Source organism: Pseudomonas sp. MWU12-2029, from assembly GCF_023242425.1.
GTDB lineage: Bacteria > Pseudomonadota > Gammaproteobacteria > Pseudomonadales > Pseudomonadaceae > Aquipseudomonas > Aquipseudomonas kribbensis.
In genome coordinates, this window is the sequence record NZ_JALJDY010000007.1 from 37,090 (window position 1) to 54,311 (window position 17,222).

The following is a 17,222-nucleotide window of genomic DNA, read 5'->3' on the forward strand; positions in this document are numbered from 1 at the left end:
GCGTTCATGCCTCGAACCGGCAGCCTACTCATAGACTATTGCGTTGTGGTGAAAGTCACAGCACCAAGGACATGAATGTACACTTGTGCACTGAAATTTTTATTCAAGCCCCTTTTGAGGCTCGTTCGGGTGCCTAAGACTGCCGCACTTTCGCTTTTCACGCCAGTCGCAGATGCTCGAAAGGGCCTCTCTACTGCACCCAGCGCTGCAGAATCTGCTGCAGGTCATTGCGTTTGAATGGCTTGGCCAGGTAATCGTTCATGCCCGCCGACAGGCAGTTTTCCCGGTCGCCCTGCAACGCGTTGGCCGTCAGGGCGATGATCGGCACATGGCCGCAGCCGGGCAGGCGGCGTATCTGTCGGGTCGCTTCGTAACCGTCGATGATCGGCAAACGGCAGTCCATCAGGATCGCTTCGTAACGACTGCCTCCGGCACTGCGTACAGCCTGCATGCCATCGGTGGCAACGCTGACAGTGAAGCCCAGGCTGCGCAGCATGGCCTCGATCACGGTCTGGTTGACCGGGTTGTCCTCCACCAGCAGGACATTGCGGCCTTCGCCGTGAGCATTGCCATCGATTGCGCGCGGCGCTGCCAGCATCGGCAATGCCTGCTTATATAGAGCCAGCGGAATTTCCAGGGTAAATACCGAGCCGCGACCTTCTTCGCTTTGCGCGCGCAAGGTGCCGCCCATGCGTTCGGCCAGGGTGCGGGCGATCGGCAGGCCAAGGCCGGTCCCGCCATAACGACGCGAGATCGAGCTGTCAGCCTGCTGGAACGCGTTGAACATCAATTCCAGGCTTTCCGAAGAAATCCCGATGCCGCTGTCGCGCACCGAGCAGGTGAACCACAGCAATTCGTGATCCAGCGACTGCCACTGCGCCTCGATGCTGACGCGCCCCTGTTCGGTGAATTTCAGCGCATTGCCCACCAGATTGACCAGAATCTGCCGGATCCGCGTCGGATCGCCCTGCACCTGCAAGCCGCGCAGGTCTTCGGGAATCCGCAGTTGCAACTCCAGGCCACGCTGTGCCGCGCTGTGCTGGAACGATTGCGCACAAGCGCCGATCAGGTCGGCGAGGTTGAACGGAATGTGCTCCAGCTCCAGTTCCGAACGCTCGATGCGCGAGAAATCCAGAATGTCGTTGATCACCTTGAGCAAATGCTCGGTGGACTCGGAAGCCAGCGCCGCGTACTCGATCTGCTCCTCGGTCATCTCGGTGGTTTCCAGCAACTGCAGCATGCCCAGGACACCGTTCATTGGCGTGCGCAGTTCATGGCTCATCATGGCCAGGAAGTCCGACTTGGCGTTGTTGGCCTTTTCCGCCTCTTCGCGGGTCTGGATCAGCTGCGCCATGGCCTGGTGCTGTTCGCGACTGGCCTGTTCCAGTGCCTGGGCCAGATTGTTGATGTGCTGCGACAAGGCCCCCAGCTCGGTGTCATCGACAATCGGCAACGGCGTCTTGTAGTCGCCGTCCTGAATCGCCTTGACCGCATTGCCAATGTCGCGGATCGGCTGCGACAGGCTGCCGGCCAGGCGCCGCGCCAGAACGAAGGTGAAGAGCAGGGCGAACAGCGCCAGGATCCCGGCCTTGAGCAGGATTTCCTGTTGGCGCTGGCTGAACGCATCGTTGGACAGGCCGACGATCACCCGCCCCAGATAATCCTCGCTGGCACCGCCATTGTTGGTCTTGCCGTCCTGAAAGAAATCATTGTGCAAGGCAATCCGTTGCAGCCGCACTGGCGACTGGAACACTTCGACCTGATGCGGGCGCTTGTGGGTGTCCGACGGTTGTTCGACATACGCCAGAATCCGGTTGGCGCTGTCCTGGATTTCGAGAAAGCGCACATTTGGCGTGGCCAGTGTGGCTTTCAGCAGGCTTTCCAATACTTCGTTGTTGCCGGAAATCACTCCGTACTCGGTAGCGGGCGCGAGCTGGTTGGCGATCAGTTGGCCGGTGTGATTCAGCTCCTGGCGCAAATCCTGGATGCGCACGAAGGTGAAAAAACTGATCAACAGCAAGGTCAGCAATAGCGCAGGGCCCAGGCTGATCAACTGGGTGCGGGTATTGATGTCCCAACGGCGGAAAATCATGGGCGGCGCTCTCCTTCGGCCAGCTCTTCGGCAACAGACGTTTCGTTTATCGGTTCAATTCCTAATGAACGAGCCACCTGCGCATTGCTTGATACTTTAAAACGCTCGGGATAGAGCGCTCTCGGCCAGGCGGCCGGTGGGCGGTCGAGCAATTCGTCGAGCACCGTCAGCCAGTCACTCTGGTCGCTGTAAGTACTGGCGAGGCTGCCGGCGCGCACGAACGAGACGTTCGGACCGATCAGCGCCAGTTGCCGCGAATAACTGCTGAGCAACAGGTTCTTCGCGGTTCTCGGGTTGTACAGGTCGGGGTCGTCGAGGCCCAGCAACACATCGCTGTTTTTCAGCACGGTCTGCAAGGGGCGGCTGTCGTGGGTGTTGTCCCAGCGCTGCGGGACGATTTGCAGATTCAGCGGCCGGGCGGCCGATTGCAGTTCCTTGAGCAGGAATTCGCTGTGCTGATCGAACAGCACGCCGACCCGCTGAGCTTGGGGCAGGATCCGCCGGATCAGTTGCAACTGACGACTCAGTGGCGGATCGCTCCACAGCAGGCTCAAGTGCGGCGGTTGTGCGGTGCCGAAGCGTTGACGGGCCTGCAGGCGGCTGATGCGCAGGACCAACGTCGCCGGTCCTTGGGGTTCCTGCATGCGCCAGTCAAGGCTGGGCAGATCGAGCAGGATAAGGCGCAGACTGGACGGCAACTTGCCCGGCGCCGGCAGACTCGCCAGTGGCTGGAAATGTACGCGATCGGTGGGACGCAGTTCGCTCAGGGCCTGGACGAACGATTGCACGCCTGGGCTTTCCTCGGCGCCGGTCAGCAGAATGTCGGCCGCCTGCACCGCCACGCCGTGCAGCCAGGCTGTCAGGAACAGACACAGTCCGGCCAGCCATTGGGCGGCCGTTGGCATCTTCCGTGACATGGCGTAACGCATCTAGAACTCCAGCTCGGCGCTGAAGTACATCACCCGGCGTTCGTCGTAATTGTTGTCGACGAAGGTGGTCGGCTCATTGTCCAGACGCTGTTGCAGCACGCCGGCCAGTTGCAGTTGGGCCTTGCCCAGCGGGATGCGTTTGGCGATGCGCGTGTCGACCCGCTCGAAGCGATAGCCGTTGAGTGCGTTGTCACCGTAATAGAAGAGGGCACTGTTCCAGCCCTGGCCCCAATCGCGCAGCCAGCCGGCCGAGCCACTGTTGCGCGCGGTGAACTGTTGGTCCAGCGGGTTGCTCGCCTCGGCGTCGACGTAGGCGTAAGTCAGGCGCAGTCGATCGGCCGTACTCAAGCGCCAGTCCAACTGGGTTTCGGTGCCGCGAAAGCGCGAGTCGTTGGCGTTGCTGGCGATGTACTGATTGTTGCGCAGCGGCTCGCTGATCATCCCGGTGATTTCGTCGTAGAACAGCTTCACGTCCAGCGCCACGCCCCATTCCGGGAAAAAGCCGTTGTAGCCGAGTTCCCGCGAGCGCATGTGCTCCTGGTCCAGATCGCCGGGGCCCCGGGTCTTGACGAAGTAGCGGGCCGAAGACTGGCCATAGGCGGACGGGCGCAGGTTGGTCACCTGATAACTCCAGTTGACGTTGTTCTCGAACATGTCCGGCGAACGGATCGCTTCCGAGTACACCGCACGCAGGCTGTGGCGCGGGTTGATCAGGTAATTGACGGCAAACCTGGGCGTCAGCGAACTGCCGATCAACTGAGTGTTTTCAAACATGGCGCCGCCCTGCAACAGCCAGTGCTCGCTGGCGCGCCATTCCAGTTGGCCAAAGGCGCGCCACGTGGTGTCGTCCAGGGTTCCGTTGAAATAGGTCTCGGAATCGGCCCGGTCGTAACGATAGTTCAGGCCGCTGACCAGACGCAGACTGTCGGACAGGCTGAGGGTGTCCTGCAATTCCAGGTCATAGCGCGACTCCCGGGCACTCTGGTCGATGTCGCCGCACAGCGTCCGGCTGGCGCCGTTGCGCCATTGATCGAGCACCTGATTGGCCAGGGCCATTTCCGTTGGCGTGCCGGGTGCAGCACCGGGGCCGGTGTAGCGGGTGATGTTGCGCGCCAGTTGCTCGGTGTAGTTCGGATTGAGTTGCCACAGCTCCGTGAGTTGCGGACTGAACGACACCTCGGCATCACAGGCGCGCCAGGTTTGCTGGCGATCCCAGTGTTGCGCAGAGCCTTGTACATAAAGGCTGTGGTCGGGGTTGATGTCCAGGTTCCAGCGCACCGAGCCGGCGTAATCCTTGGCGATCACGTCGGAATTATTCCCGGCAGCGGTAATCCCCGAGAACACCGGGCGGTAGGTATAGGGCCGCTGGTTGGTTCCGTCCTTGGCGTTGAGCTGCCAGTCCACGCTCTGGTTGTCGCTGAGGGTCTGGCTGACCGCGAGGCTGAAGCGGTTCAAGCGGCGGCTGTCACGGTAATCGGCGCCGGTGCGGTCGCTGTCGAAACCGTCATCTTCCTGGCCGGACAGCGACAGACGCAGGTCGCCGCCATTCCAGCCCGTTCCCTGGCTGGCATAGAAGTCGTTGATACCCCGTTGGCCACGGGTGATTTTCAGCCGTGTGCCGTGGCTGTCGGCCGGGTTGCGGGTGATGATGTTGACCACTGCCATCAGCGCGTTGGCGCCATAGCTGACGGTGTTCGGCCCGCGAAAGACTTCGATGCGTTCGATATCTTCCATGGCCACCGGGATGTCGCTCCAGTCCACCGTGGCCAGACCGGCGCGGTACACCGAGCGGCCGTCGATCAGCACCTGCATGCGCCGTGCTTCGGTGGCGTTGGTGCCGTGATAGTTCACCACCGCCTGATTGCCGCTGATGTTACCGACCATCATCCCGGGCACCAGGCGCAGCAGTTCGCTGATGTCCCGGGCGCCGCTGGCGTTGATCAGTTCGCTGTCGATCACGGTCATGCTGCCGGGGACTTCCGCCGGCGACTGTTTCAGGCGCGTGGCCGTGAGGATCTGGGGCAAGGCCTCGCTGTCGAGAAACAGGTCGTCCGCCAGCAACATCGGGCTGAACAGCAGCGCCAGCAGCAGGGACGAACGCGGGGAGGGAGTGCCAGAAAACACGACGCAGCCTTGATAGCAAAGAATTGGCGCGCATGTTAACCGAGGACAGTGACTTTTCCAGTCACGTTGCGGGCATTTTCCTCGGTTTTATTGGTCTTCTTCCTACAAGTGCGGGTAATTGACGCCGGGGCTGTCCGAGAAGGGGCCGCTCCGTATAATGCCCGCATCGCCACTGGTATGGATTAACGGATTACATATGACTGAACAGCGCCCGATTGCGGTCCTGGGAGGCGGAAGTTTCGGTACCGCCGTGGCCAATCTGTTGGCCGAGAACGGCCATCAAGTCCGGCAGTGGATGCGTGACCCCGAGCAGGCCGAGGCCATCCGGGTCAATCGCGAGAACCCGCGTTATCTCAAGGGCATCAAGATTCTGCCGGGCGTGACGGCCGTCACCGACCTGCAGGAAACCCTCGATGCCTGTGAATTGTGTTTTGTGGCATTGCCATCCAGCGCGCTGCGCACGGTACTGGCGGCGCATGCCGAGCGTCTGAGCGGCAAGATGCTGGTCAGCCTGACCAAGGGAATCGAAGCCCACACCTTCAAACTGATGAGCCAGATCCTCGAAGAAATCGCCCCGCAGGCGCGCATCGGCGTACTGTCCGGGCCGAACCTGGCACGGGAAATCGCTGAGCACGCGCTGACCGCCACGGTGGTCGCCAGCGAGGACGAAGAACTGTGCAAGGAGGTCCAGGCCGCGCTGCATGGCCGCACCTTCCGCGTCTACGCCAGTGCCGACCGCTTCGGCGTGGAGCTGGGCGGCGCGCTGAAAAACGTCTACGCGATCATTGCCGGCATGGCGGTGGCGCTGGAGATGGGCGAAAACACCAAGAGCATGCTGATCACTCGCGCCCTAGCCGAGATGACCCGGTTTGCGGTGAATCAGGGTGCCAACCCGATGACTTTCCTCGGTCTGGCCGGGGTCGGCGACCTGATCGTCACCTGCTCGTCGCCGAAAAGCCGCAACTATCAGGTCGGTTTCGCCCTCGGTCAGGGTTTGAGCCTCGACGAAGCGGTATCGCGCCTCGGTGAAGTGGCCGAAGGGGTCAACACCCTGAAAGTGCTCAAGGCCAAAGCCCAGGAGGTTGGCGTGTACATGCCGCTGGTCGCCGGGCTCCACGCGATCCTGTTCGAAGGGCGCACGCTGGAACAGGTGATCGGCCTGTTGATGCGCGCCGAGCCGAAGACCGACGTCGACTTCATTTCCACCAGTGGTTTCAACTGATTGCCTTTTGTTTCAGGGCAGGGGAGCTAGACATGAACGATCCGAAAACCGAAGCCAAGTACGAATCCATCCTGCTGCGGGTGTTGTGGATGATCGTCTACATCGTGGTCTGGCAGGTGGCGCAGTTCATCCTCGGCGCGGTGGTGCTGGTGCAGTTGATCTATCGTTTGATTTATGGCGCTCCGAGCGCCGGTCTGATGAATTTCGGCGACAGCCTGAGCCAGTTCCTGGCCCAGATCGGCCGGTTCGGCAGCTTCCACAGCGACCAGAAACCCTGGCCGTTCGCCGACTGGCCGGCGCCGCGTACCCCGGAAGGTGAAGCGCCACACGTCGTCGCGCCGGCACCGCATCCGGCCCGGGATGAGGAACCCAAGCTATGAAACTCTGGGTATTGCGTCACGGTGAGGCCGAGCCCTACGGCTCGCGCCCCGATTCGGAGCGGGAACTTACCGCTCACGGCCGCAAGGAAGTGCTCAGCAGCGCCGCCCGGTTGATGGGCCAGCCACTGACGGCGATCTACGCCAGCCCGTACTTGCGTGCGCAGCAGACTGCGCAGCTGGTGCGCGAGGCGCTGGGTTTCGAGCCGGAGATCCGCACGGTCGAATGGCTGACACCGGAAGTCGATCCGGACCGCGTCGCCGAGCAACTGGTGTCGGTGAGCAACGTGCTGCTGGTCAGCCACAATCCGCTGGTCGGGCATCTGCTCAGCTACCTGCAACACGGCGCGGGTTATCCGCCGGAAAAGGTCAGCACCGCCGGGCTCGCCGAGCTTGAGCACAGCGAGTTGCTGATCGGTTCGATGACGCTCAACAGCCTCAAGCATCCGTGAAATTTTTTGTATGAAATAGTCAACCAAGCACTTGCTTGGTTGACTACGCTTGCTCCATCCCAAAAAGAAAGGAGCGAGTCGCATGTCTGCTGCTTTTCGATTGCCGCTGGACGTGTTCTACGAGCGCGAGGCCCGGCACCCGCGCCAACGCTTTCTGGTGCAGCCCATTGGCGGCGGGCAGGTCGAGACGCTGACCTGGGCCGACGTCGGCCATCAGGCCCGCTGCGCTGCGCACTGGCTGCGCTCCCGTGAGTTGCCCCAGGGCAGCCACATTGCCCTGATCTCGAAAAACTGTGCGCACTGGATCATCGCCGACCTGGCGATCTGGATGGCCGGGCATGTTTCCGTGCCGCTCTATCCCAACCTCACTGCCGACTCGGTCAATCAGGTCCTCAGCCATTCCGAAAGCGTGCTGGCGTTCATCGGCAAACTGGATGACTGGCCGGGGATGTCGACCGGTGTGCCGGCGGGTTTGCCGACTATCAGCCTGCCGCTGCACCCACCAGGCGAGTTCGATTTCAACTGGGGCGACCTGCAACGCTATTCACCGATCCAGGACGATCCGCGACCTGCTACCGAGCAACTGGCGACCATCATCTACACCTCCGGCACCACCGGCCTGCCCAAAGGCGTGATGCACAGCTTTGCCAATCTCGGTTTCGCCACCACCCGTGGCACGCAGTTGTTCGGCCTCAATGAAAACGACCGACTGCTTTCCTATTTGCCGCTGTGTCATGTGGCTGAACGGATGTTCGTCGAACTGGCGTCGATCTATACCGGGCAGACGGTGTTCTTTGCCGAGAGTCTCGATACTTTTCTCGACGATTTGAGGAGGGCGCGGCCGACGGCGATGTTCGGCGTGCCGAGGATCTGGACCAAATTCCAGATGGGCGTCTACAGCAAGATCCCGGCGAAACGCCTGTATTTCCTCCTCGGTCTGCCTTTCATCGGCAAACGGATCGGCCACAAGGTGCTGGCCGGCTTGGGGCTGGATGCCTTGCGCGTAGCGCTGTCCGGAGCGGCGCCGGTGCCGCTGACACTGTTGCGCTGGTATCAGAAGCTCGGGCTCGACGTGCTGGAGGTCTACGGCATGACCGAGAGCTGCGGCTATTCGCATATCTGCCTGCCGGGGCAATACAAGGAAGGCTGGATCGGCCGGCCATGTCCTGACGTCGAGGTGCGAATCGACGAGTCCGGCGAAGTGCAGGTGCGCAGCCAGGCCAACATGCTGGGCTATTTCAAGGAGCCGCAGAAAACCGCCGAGACCCTCACCGAAGACGGTTTCCTGCGCACCGGCGACAAGGGCGAACAGGATGCCGAAGGCCGTTTGCGCCTGACCGGGCGACTCAAGGAAATCTTCAAGACCAGCAAGGGCAAATATGTCGCCCCGGCGCCAATTGAAAACCGTCTCGCCGTGCATACAAGGATCGAGCAGGTCTGCGTGGTCGGCGATGGTCTGAGTGCACCGCTGGGGTTGTGTGTGATCTCGGCAGCCGGGCATGAAGACGCACGGCCGCAACTGCATTCGAGCCTGGAAAAGCTGCTGGAGGAAGTCAACGCGGTCCTCGACAAGCACGAACGGCTGCGCCGTCTGGTGGTGGTCAAGGACAGTTGGGCGGTGGAAAACGGCTTTCTCACGCCGACCCTGAAGATCAAACGCAACGTCATCGAAGACACTTACGGCGCGCGCTTCGAAGAATGGAGCGAGCGCAGCGAGGCGGTGCTGTGGCAGGATTGAGCGTCGATCAAAACAACAAAGGAAGCCTGCGATGACCTTGTGGCGCACCACTCCGAACATCGAGCAGTTGAACGCAATCCAGAAAAACACCATCGGCGAAGTGCTGGACATCCGCTTCGAGTCCTTCGACGAGGAATCGCTGACGGCCAGCATGGTCATCGACCATCGCACCCATCAGCCTTACGGCCTTCTGCACGGCGGCGCCTCGGTGGTGCTGGCCGAGACCGTCGGCTCGATGGCCAGTTACCTGTGCATCGATGCCAGCAAGTTCTATTGCGTGGGGCTGGAGATCAACGCCAACCACCTGCGCGGCCTGCGCAGCGGACGGGTGACGGCGGTGGCCAAGCCGATTCACATCGGTCGCACGACCCATGTCTGGGACATCCGCCTGACCAGCGATGAAGGCAAGGCCAGTTGCGTGTCGCGGCTGACCATGGCCGTGGTGCCGCTGGGCGAGCAACCGCCGGCACGCTGACCGATCCGTCATAGCCTTGACCGGACTGTCATCATTCCTGGCAGTTACGGTCATTGCTGTGGAACGCGGTCTTACGGACAATCAACGCCACGTTTACCGCCCATGGATTTGCCCGTATGTCGCAACCGATCTTCTTCGCCCACGCCAATGGTTTCCCTTCCGGCACCTACGGCAAGCTGTTCTCGGCGCTGGCGCCCGAGTTCCGGGTGACGCATCTGGAGCAGCATGCCCACGATCCGCGTTTCCCGGCGGGTGACAACTGGTACCACCTGGTCGACGAGCTGATTCACCACCTGCAACAACAGGACGAGCCGGTGTGGGGCGTTGGCCATTCCTTCGGCGGAATGCTGCACCTGCACGCCGCACTGCGCTGCCCTGAGCTGTATCGCGGGGTGGTGATGCTCGATTCGCCGGTGCTGACCCGCACCGATCGCTGGGTGATCCGCGCAGCGAAGCGTTTTGGCTTCATCGATAAACTCACTCCGGCCGGTCGCACATTGGGACGACGCGAAGAATTCGCCGACCTCGACAGCGCTCGCAGCTATTTTGCCGGCAAGACCCTGTTCCGTGGATTCGATCCAGAATGCTTCGACGCCTACCTGCAACATGGCTTACACAAGGTTGGCGACAAGTTGCGCCTGCGTTTCGATCCTGCCACCGAGATCAGTATTTATCGCGGTGTGCCGCACACCAGCCCCGGACGAACCCGACAGCTTCAGGTGCCTCTGGCGGTAGTGCGCGGGCACAAGAGTCGCGTGGTGATGAACCATCACACCCGGTTCGTCGGCCGTCTGCCACAGGGCGAATCACTGACCGTGCCTGGCGGTCACATGTTTCCTCTTGAGCGGCCGCAGGACACTGCGCAGTTGTTGAAAAACCTGTTCACTCGCTGGGAAAACCGCCAGCACAAGGATTGCGCATGAGCCCGACGGTCGAAGAAGTGCGCCTGAGCCTGCCGCATATCGAGCTGGCGGCACACATTTTCGGCCCGGAAGACGGGTTGCCGGTGATTGCACTGCATGGCTGGCTGGATAACGCCAACAGCTTCGCTCGCCTGGCGCCGAAGCTCAAAGGCTTGCGCATTGTTGCGCTGGACATGGCCGGTCATGGTTATTCGGGGCATCGTCCGGTCGGCGCGGGTTACGCGCTGTGGGACTACGCCCATGACGTGCTGCAAGTCGCCGAACAGCTGGGCTGGCAGCGCTTCGGCCTGCTCGGGCATTCGCTGGGGGCGATTGTTTCGCTGGTGCTGGCGGGGTCGTTACCGGAGCGCATCACCCATCTGGCATTGATCGACGGTGTGATTCCTCCTACAGATAAAGGCGAAAACGCCGCCGAACGCATGGGCATGGCGCTGCAGGCACAGCTTGATTTGCGGGAAAAGCGCAAACCGGTCTACGCGACCCTCGACCGGGCCATTGAAGTGCGCATGAAAGGTCTGGTGGCGGTCAGCCGTGAAGCCGCCGAACTGCTGGCGCAACGTGGCCTGATGCCGGTGCCCGGGGGTTACACCTGGCGCACCGACAACCGTCTGACCCTGCCATCGCCGCTGCGTCTGACCCAGGAACAGGCGATGGCCTTCATCCAGCGCATTGCCTGTCCGACGCAATTGGTGGTGGCGGCCGACGGTATGCTGGCCAAACACCCCGAGCTGCTGGAGCGTCTACCCTTTAGCCGGGAACAGCTGCCGGGCGGGCACCATCTGCACCTGAACGACGAGTCGGGTGCGGTCCTTGTCGCAGACTGTTTCAATCGGTTCTTCGCCATTCCTTGACTTGCCCCGGGCAACTGTCGAGGCTGGGCGGGTTGAAATGGGAGACAACCACAATGGATTTCTACACCGCTGCGAACCCGAATAGCCAGAAAGGCGCCCCGGCCATGCCGATCCGATGAGCCTGTCCATGCGATCTTTCAGTCTGCTGGCGCTGTGCTGTTTCAGTCCCGTGTTGCTCGCTGCCGACCTGCCGGGCAGTCAGGATCTGCCGATCGTGCCGCGTCTGGCCGATGCGCAGATCGTCGACTATCGCCCGGCCGCGACGCTGGAGCGGATCTACCCGATGGGCTCGATCCGCAAGATCAGCGGCCAGCTGCGTTTCGACGGCCAGGTCGGCGCCCGTGGGCAGACCACCTCGGTCACCTACGAACTGCCGCCCGAACATTCCGCCAATGAAGCCTTCACCGTCGCCCGCGAGGCCCTGCAAAAACAGGACGCCGAACTGTTGTTCTGGTGTCAGGCCAGGGATTGCGGCGAAAGCAGCCTGTGGGCCAACGAAGTGTTCGGCAATGCCAAGCTGTACGGTGCCGACGAGCAACAGGCCTATCTGCTGCTGAGACTGGCGGCACCTCGTGACAACACGCTGGTGGCGCTCTACAGCATCACTCGCGGCAATCGCAAAGCCTATCTGCATGTCGAGCAGTTCGAGGCCTCCACGCCGTTGGGGGAGTTGCTGCCGACGTCCGCGACCCTGTTGCGCCAGTTGAAAGACACCGGCGAGCTGAAATTGCCGAAGCTGGCTGGCGATCCGGACGACACCTGGCTGCGTCTGCTGTCCCGTGGCCTGAACCTCGACACGACGTTGCGGGTGACGGTTTCCGGGCCCAAGGCCGAAGTCTGGCGTCAGGCGTTGATCACGCAGGGTGTGCGGGCCGCACGCATGGAGACCGGCAATGTCGAAGGTGCCGGCCTGCGCATCGATCTGTTGCGATAAGGTGTCTGCGGCGGACACGCCCGGCGTGTTCGCCTACTCTTTGCCTGACTGACTTTTTCGAGATTTCACATGCCCAATAATGATCGTCTGCTGGTGCAGATCCTGTTGCTGGTGTTGTTCGGCGCCAGTTTCTGGGTGATGGCGCCGTTCTGGTCGGCGCTGTTCTGGGGCGCGGTGCTGGCGTTCGCCAGTTGGCCGCTGATGCGTCTGTTGACGCGCTGGCTCGGCGGACGCGAATCACTGGCGGCAAGTATCCTGACCCTGGGCTGGATGCTGCTGGTGGCGGCACCGCTGGTATGGCTGGGGTTCAACCTGGCTGATCACGTGCGCGATGCCACGGTGTTCATCAAGGATGTGCAGGTTGACGGTCTGCCGGAAGCGCCGGCCTGGCTTGGCACGATTCCGCTGGTGGGGGAGCGGCTGGTCGGTTTCTGGAACAGTGTCGATCAGCAGGGGGCGGCGTTGATGGTGTCGCTCAAGCCTTATCTGGGGCAGGTGGGCAACTGGCTGCTGGCGCGCAGTGCGCAGATCGGCGGCGGGATTCTCGAGCTGACCCTGAGCATTGTCTTCGTGTTCTTTTTCTACCGTGACGGGCCGCGGCTGGCGGCGTTCGTGCACAGTCTGCTGGAGCGGTTGATCGGCGATCGTGCCGGGTATTACATCGAACTGGTGGCCGGCACCGTACAGCGGGTAGTGAACGGGGTGATCGGTACAGCGGCGGCGCAGGCGATCCTGGCTTTGATCGGGTTCCTGATTGCCGGGGTGCCGGGGGCTTTGGTGCTGGGGATCGTGACGTTCCTGCTCAGCCTGATTCCGATGGGGCCGCCGCTGGTGTGGATTCCGGCCACGGCCTGGCTGGCCTGGAAGGGTGAGTACGGGATGGCGGTGTTTCTCGGGATCTGGGGGACGTTCATCATCAGTGGCGTGGACAACGTGCTCAAGCCGTACCTGATCAGCCGTGGCGGGAATCTGCCGCTGGTGATTGTGTTGCTCGGGGTGTTTGGCGGGTTGATTGCGTTCGGGTTTATCGGGTTGTTTATCGGGCCTACGCTGTTGGCGGTGGCTTATAGTTTGTTGACGGATTGGAGCAAGAGTCAGGGGCGGGTTGAGGATCGGCGTTGACGGTGGGCCTTGGCGGCCTTGGCGGCCTTTGGGCCGGCCAGGCTTTGGGTTGTTTTGGGTGAATATCCGTTTCTTCGGGTGTTGCGGCTGGCGGTTTCGCCCTTACGGCGAGTCCCTTTTTCAGACGCCAAAAAGGAACCAAAAGGCTTGGCCCCAACGTTCGGCGCCTCGCTGTGGCTCGGCGTCCCTTCGCTCCGGGATTCATCCGGGGGCATCGCCTCCGGTTTGCTTCGCTGCACCTCCTCTCGATGTGTTTGGCTTCGCCAAACGGCGCTTCGCGCCCACCCCCGGATAAATCCCTCCACTCAGCCTCTCAACGGGGCCGGTACGTCAAAAGCGGTACTTGAGCTAACGCTCATCGTGTTGAGTGGTGGAAAGCGAAAGTGGGTGCTGGTGCTTAGGTAGGAGTGGACTTATGTGTTTCAAAAACCGAGTTCGCCTAGGGGGTGCCAGCGGTGAGGGAGAACGTGGCTCTAGATGTGGTAATTTTTTCGGCTCAAGCGAGACACGTAGACAAAGGAAATCGTGTGGAAAGGGAATGGGTAAGGGATCTGATTTGGAATCTTTCATCGGCCACTGTTGGTGAGATGGACATCCTGAAGCTGATCTATAACCGGCATCAGAATACGCCCAATCGGCTGTTCAAAATCAGAGCCTGCAGTGACTTGCCTCTGGAGAATCTGGCTGAGAAAACCCTTTTCCTGAGCGTAGCCAAAAAATTTAACGACCCCTACGACACAGCCTTCTGGGTTGACTACCGAAAGCTCGCCGTGTGGGAAAAGCTCGATGAGCTTGGCTTCAGTGATGACCAGGTCACTACTGCTCTTGCGTCCGATGACCCCATTGCAGCAGTAGTAGCACTGGCATCGGCCCAAGAACCATGCCTCTTGAACGTTGATCAATGGCTTCACGAAGTTAGGATTCTGGCGCCGAATCACCAAGCTGGGCAGCTCCCTACCCTCATCGACGAATTTAAAAGCAGCTACAAAATTTGCAGCTTGAGCGAACGTGTCGACTCAGTACTGATGTGGAGCCACTATGGTCTCAACCACACTGGATTCGCAATGGAGTACGACTTCACGGGGCAAAATCGAAGCAGAATGTCGACAACCTCGCTTTGGCCTGTGGCGTACTCAAAGCAATTGTTTGATATCACGCACATCCTTAGGGCTAAGCGCCGGGGCGATGGCTATAACAAGCTTTATGGTATTGCTGCTTCGTTGTGTAAGGCGATCGACTGGCAATATGAGCGAGAGTGGCGCTTGGTTGTGCCAGGCAGTCGTGATGGTAAAGGCATTAACGTTGCGGCACCTCTGAAGGCGGTTCATCTCGGAGCGAGAATTTCGGATTATGATGCGCTCAAGATCTTGAAGATCTGTCGTGACATCAACATTCCGGTCTACAAGGTCATGCTTGCACCTAACGAATATCGGATGGTCTCGTTGCCTACTAACTTGGACGAATGGTGTTCCAGCGATGGGCGGCGGCAGGGCAACATGCCTTGGTAGACGTACACCACGAACATTAAGGAGAGATGCATGGACGTAAAGTGGGAGACACTGTTGGTTCACAACACCGGACTGGGCGTGCTTCGAGGCTGTCTGACAGAAGAAGGAAAGCTGCATGTGGAGAACACCTCGGAGGCTAAACTCGTCGGCTTCATGCCTGAAGAGGCGCGCCCGATGGGCGATGTTCTAAAGAATCCTGAGAATGCTCTTATCGTCGCAGGCCCGCAGGCGTTTGAGGGGGAGTGGGTGTATGAAGGTCGGGACAATAAGAACGCAGATGCATTCACCCCTCCATCCTTCATTTTCGTACGAAAGGGTTGAGGGCGCCTGACTAGAGGCAGATGCCACCATCGACACTTAGGTATGGGTGGTGGCGGAAGATCCGCAATCGACGTACATTCGAACCGAGCGCCCCGTCTAGGGGCGTTCGACATTTCGGACCTGGCTATTCAGTGACCTTGAAGCCGGCTCCAGCCGTGAATGATGTAGTCAACGACCACAATGGCAGCAGCGTCGGACGCGACGTTATGGAAAAGATCATCCTTTTTTGTCGTCGCCGAAATCGCTGAATCCTCGGACGACCAAGACCGGAACGTTTTGTTTCTCGCAGGCACCACGACGCCATAAGCCTCCATTTCTGCGACGCAGGCTTTATCGTGGATCTGTCGCAGCCGTGCGAAGAACTCGGAGTCTCTGATGAGTTTTTCCCCAGACACGATCGTTGCAGTGGAAGCTTTGAATTTTGGTGCGACTTCACCAGCTGCGAACTCTTTCGGCAAGCTCACACCGAGCGCCTTTGCGCGCTCCTGCAAGCGGTCGGAGAGTGAAGGAGAAGAGAAGCAGGTGCTGAGATCCTGAAGTGTCGCCATTCCAGGCCGTTGCATTTCAGGTTGCGCCGCCAGGACACTATCTGCCAACGCGGCAGCGCTTTCGTAATACACAACGCGTTCCGGTACGATGGCTTCACCCAAGGTCATCTTCCCTCGCAGGCCACCAGCGATGCCCATCATCAGCGCTTTTTCGGCTTCAGCTCGGACAAAAGCTGGGTAGTGACCCCGCGTTCACATTACCTGCCGAACCAAGCGAAGCGATCGCACACGAAACCGGGCCATCGTGTCTGTCCCGGATCGTCGTCCAATAGTGGATATGGTTCGCAGAGCGCCGATGCGGCGTTTCATCCTGAATCCCGCAGGCAATTATGGCTGGGGCCACCTCGACTTGCTCATCCTCGATATTGCCGCCGGTCACAAGGTCATCATCGATATAGCTGATCTCAGCGAACTTCTTAGCCTGCAGTCGCCGAATGAACATTCGCTGTTCTTCGGATATCTTGTCCGACATGGCTTTGAGAGATGTGACGATCTTCAGCTGGCGTGCCGGTGTGTAATTCGAGGCAAGCGCACTTGCCTCGTTAGCTACCGTCCAATCAAAGGTCAGCAGGCCACCATCATCATTTTTGGGTTCACCGGCAAGGTACACAACAAGTCCGCCATTAGCGTCCAACACGCTTTTAGTGAGGGCCGCTTTGATGACACACCGCTAAATCAAAGCAAGTCACTCACCCAGCCAACCTCAGTCGTCCCTCAAATCCTCACCCAATCTCAAGTCGCCACATTCAAATACTTGCCCACCGACGCCGTACTACCGAGCGAATACTGCTTGCTCAGATTGGCAATCATCCGGTTCAACGCTTCGGTCGTGGTTTGAGTGGTACTGGCGGTCTGTTCATCGCTCGGACGCTGGCGTCCTGCCTGTAACGCGGCCTTCAACTCATCACTGCTCACGCCACCACTGCTGTCGCTATCCAGCACCTTGAGCAGCGCCGCGCTGCTGTCGCTGTTGGAGGATGAGGTGCTGTCGCTGGCTTGCAGCGTGCTGCTCAACTCGGTCGCCGTCACATTGCCGTCACCGTCCGCATCGAGCTGGCTGAACAGTTCGTCACTGGAAACCCGGGGTGGTGGCGGTGGCGGGGTGAGGCTGGCGGTGAGTTCGTCCTGGCTGACGACGCCGTCCTTGTTCTTGTCCAAGGCCGAGAAGATTTTGCTGCTGTCGGCGGTGCTGCCGGCGCTGGTCAGGCCGCTGCTCAGTTCGTCGCCGCTGATGGCGCCGTCGCCGTCGGTGTCGAGGGCTTTGATCAGGGCGTCGGCGAGGTCGGTGTTGGGGGCCTGGTTGTGGTCGGGTGGTGGCGGTGGGGCCATGGCGGCCATTTCTTCGGCGCTGAGGCTGCCGTTGCTGTCGCTGTCCAGGTCGCCGAATTGTTTGCTCAGGCTGACCAGCAACCCGTCACTGGATTTTTGCGACAGGGCGCTGTTCAGTTCGTCCTGATCCACCGCGCCGTCGCCGTTGCTGTCGAGTTTGGCGAACAGTTCCTTTTGCAGTTGCTGGCTGCGGGCGTTTTGTGTGGAAGTGCTGCTGGTGCTGGTATAGCTCGTGTAGTTGCTGACGCTACCGATCATGGGCTCACTCCTTGTAATG

At 60.5% G+C, this 17,222-nt stretch carries 17 protein-coding genes; 11 read left to right on the forward strand and 6 right to left on the reverse strand.

Annotated features, from left to right (window positions below):
- Positions 1-190 precede the first annotated feature (190 nt).
- Genes M5B44_RS18345 through M5B44_RS18355 form a run of 3 tightly spaced genes read right to left on the reverse strand, consistent with a single transcriptional unit; the run spans position 191 to position 5,085 of the window.
- Positions 191-2,092, reverse strand: coding sequence for an ATP-binding protein (locus tag M5B44_RS18345; RefSeq protein ID WP_248740089.1), 1,902 nt, complete (start codon positions 2,090-2,092; stop codon positions 191-193).
- Positions 2,089-3,021, reverse strand: coding sequence for an ABC transporter substrate-binding protein (locus M5B44_RS18350; RefSeq protein ID WP_248740090.1), 933 nt, complete (start codon positions 3,019-3,021; stop codon positions 2,089-2,091). The genes M5B44_RS18345 and M5B44_RS18350 overlap by 4 nt, the downstream gene beginning before the upstream one ends.
- Positions 3,022-5,085 (reverse strand): TonB-dependent receptor domain-containing protein, encoded by a 2,064-nt coding sequence (locus tag M5B44_RS18355; RefSeq protein ID WP_263860238.1) that lies wholly within the window; start codon positions 5,083-5,085, stop codon positions 3,022-3,024.
- Positions 5,086-5,341: 256 nt separating this feature from the next.
- Here M5B44_RS18355 and M5B44_RS18360 point away from each other — a divergent pair, with 256 nt between their 5' ends.
- From M5B44_RS18360 to M5B44_RS18410, 11 genes are all read left to right on the forward strand, one after another.
- Positions 5,342-6,367 carry an NAD(P)H-dependent glycerol-3-phosphate dehydrogenase gene (locus tag M5B44_RS18360; protein ID WP_114884804.1) on the forward strand — a complete coding sequence of 342 codons (1,026 nt, stop codon included), beginning with the start codon at positions 5,342-5,344 and terminating at the stop codon, positions 6,365-6,367.
- Positions 6,368-6,399: 32 nt separating this feature from the next.
- Positions 6,400-6,747, forward strand: a complete 348-nt coding sequence (locus tag M5B44_RS18365) for a DUF4389 domain-containing protein (RefSeq protein ID WP_085710971.1) — start codon at positions 6,400-6,402, stop codon at positions 6,745-6,747.
- The gene (gene sixA / locus M5B44_RS18370) at positions 6,744-7,196 is read left to right on the forward strand and encodes a phosphohistidine phosphatase SixA (protein ID WP_085710970.1); all 453 of its coding nucleotides are present in this window, start codon (positions 6,744-6,746) and stop codon (positions 7,194-7,196) included. Before M5B44_RS18365 ends, sixA begins: the two co-directional genes overlap by 4 nt.
- 82 nt (positions 7,197-7,278) lie before the next feature.
- On the forward strand, positions 7,279-8,934 hold the full coding sequence (locus M5B44_RS18375) for an AMP-binding protein (protein WP_248740092.1): 1,656 nt from the start codon (positions 7,279-7,281) through the stop codon (positions 8,932-8,934).
- Between the two features lie 31 nt (positions 8,935-8,965).
- Positions 8,966-9,409 (forward strand): hotdog fold thioesterase, encoded by a 444-nt coding sequence (locus M5B44_RS18380; RefSeq protein ID WP_007957810.1) that lies wholly within the window; start codon positions 8,966-8,968, stop codon positions 9,407-9,409.
- Between the two features lie 116 nt (positions 9,410-9,525).
- Positions 9,526-10,332 carry an alpha/beta fold hydrolase gene (locus tag M5B44_RS18385; RefSeq protein WP_248740093.1) on the forward strand — a complete coding sequence of 269 codons (807 nt, stop codon included), beginning with the start codon at positions 9,526-9,528 and terminating at the stop codon, positions 10,330-10,332.
- On the forward strand, positions 10,329-11,183 hold the full coding sequence (locus M5B44_RS18390; protein WP_248740094.1) for an alpha/beta hydrolase: 855 nt from the start codon (positions 10,329-10,331) through the stop codon (positions 11,181-11,183). The genes M5B44_RS18385 and M5B44_RS18390 overlap by 4 nt, the downstream gene beginning before the upstream one ends.
- A 127-nt stretch (positions 11,184-11,310) precedes the next feature.
- Positions 11,311-12,117 (forward strand): DUF4892 domain-containing protein, encoded by an 807-nt coding sequence (locus M5B44_RS18395; RefSeq protein ID WP_248740095.1) that lies wholly within the window; start codon positions 11,311-11,313, stop codon positions 12,115-12,117.
- A gap of 69 nt (positions 12,118-12,186) precedes the next feature.
- Entirely contained in the window at positions 12,187-13,239 is a 1,053-nt protein-coding gene (locus M5B44_RS18400) for an AI-2E family transporter (protein ID WP_119429759.1), read from the forward strand.
- 527 nt (positions 13,240-13,766) lie between these two features.
- Positions 13,767-14,747: a DUF2971 domain-containing protein gene (locus tag M5B44_RS18405; protein WP_248740096.1), complete on the forward strand. Its 981-nt coding sequence runs from the start codon at positions 13,767-13,769 to the stop codon at positions 14,745-14,747.
- A 30-nt stretch (positions 14,748-14,777) separates the two neighbouring features.
- Positions 14,778-15,068 carry a hypothetical protein gene (locus M5B44_RS18410; RefSeq protein ID WP_248740097.1) on the forward strand — a complete coding sequence of 97 codons (291 nt, stop codon included), beginning with the start codon at positions 14,778-14,780 and terminating at the stop codon, positions 15,066-15,068.
- Between the two features lie 128 nt (positions 15,069-15,196).
- Here M5B44_RS18410 and M5B44_RS18415 read toward each other — a convergent pair whose 3' ends face one another.
- The 3 genes from M5B44_RS18415 to xopAW all read right to left on the reverse strand — a co-directional run bounded on the left by M5B44_RS18415 (position 15,197) and on the right by xopAW (position 17,203).
- Complete coding sequence (locus tag M5B44_RS18415) at positions 15,197-15,718, reverse strand: hypothetical protein (protein WP_248740098.1); 522 nt, start codon at positions 15,716-15,718, stop codon at positions 15,197-15,199.
- A gap of 55 nt (positions 15,719-15,773) precedes the next feature.
- Entirely contained in the window at positions 15,774-16,226 is a 453-nt protein-coding gene (locus M5B44_RS18420; RefSeq protein WP_248740099.1) for a hypothetical protein, read from the reverse strand.
- Between the two features lie 122 nt (positions 16,227-16,348).
- Positions 16,349-17,203 carry an EF-hand domain-containing protein gene (gene xopAW, locus M5B44_RS18425; RefSeq protein ID WP_248740100.1) on the reverse strand — a complete coding sequence of 285 codons (855 nt, stop codon included), beginning with the start codon at positions 17,201-17,203 and terminating at the stop codon, positions 16,349-16,351.
- Between the last annotated feature and the right edge of the window lie 19 nt (positions 17,204-17,222).

Coding starts and splice junctions, on each gene's coding strand:
- M5B44_RS18345 (WP_248740089.1), bottom strand. CDS start 2,092: ATGATTTTCCGCCGTTGGGACATCAATACCCGCACCCAGTTGATCAGC.
- M5B44_RS18350 (WP_248740090.1), bottom strand. CDS start 3,021: ATGCGTTACGCCATGTCACGGAAGATGCCAACGGCCGCCCAATGGCTG.
- M5B44_RS18355 (WP_263860238.1), bottom strand. CDS start 5,085: ATGTTGCTGGCGGACGACCTGTTTCTCGACAGCGAGGCCTTGCCCCAG.
- M5B44_RS18360 (WP_114884804.1), top strand. CDS start 5,342: ATGACTGAACAGCGCCCGATTGCGGTCCTGGGAGGCGGAAGTTTCGGT.
- M5B44_RS18365 (WP_085710971.1), top strand. CDS start 6,400: ATGAACGATCCGAAAACCGAAGCCAAGTACGAATCCATCCTGCTGCGG.
- sixA (WP_085710970.1), top strand. CDS start 6,744: ATGAAACTCTGGGTATTGCGTCACGGTGAGGCCGAGCCCTACGGCTCG.
- M5B44_RS18375 (WP_248740092.1), top strand. CDS start 7,279: ATGTCTGCTGCTTTTCGATTGCCGCTGGACGTGTTCTACGAGCGCGAG.
- M5B44_RS18380 (WP_007957810.1), top strand. CDS start 8,966: ATGACCTTGTGGCGCACCACTCCGAACATCGAGCAGTTGAACGCAATC.
- M5B44_RS18385 (WP_248740093.1), top strand. CDS start 9,526: ATGTCGCAACCGATCTTCTTCGCCCACGCCAATGGTTTCCCTTCCGGC.
- M5B44_RS18390 (WP_248740094.1), top strand. CDS start 10,329: ATGAGCCCGACGGTCGAAGAAGTGCGCCTGAGCCTGCCGCATATCGAG.
- M5B44_RS18395 (WP_248740095.1), top strand. CDS start 11,311: ATGCGATCTTTCAGTCTGCTGGCGCTGTGCTGTTTCAGTCCCGTGTTG.
- M5B44_RS18400 (WP_119429759.1), top strand. CDS start 12,187: ATGCCCAATAATGATCGTCTGCTGGTGCAGATCCTGTTGCTGGTGTTG.
- M5B44_RS18410 (WP_248740097.1), top strand. CDS start 14,778: ATGGACGTAAAGTGGGAGACACTGTTGGTTCACAACACCGGACTGGGC.
- xopAW (WP_248740100.1), bottom strand. CDS start 17,203: ATGATCGGTAGCGTCAGCAACTACACGAGCTATACCAGCACCAGCAGC.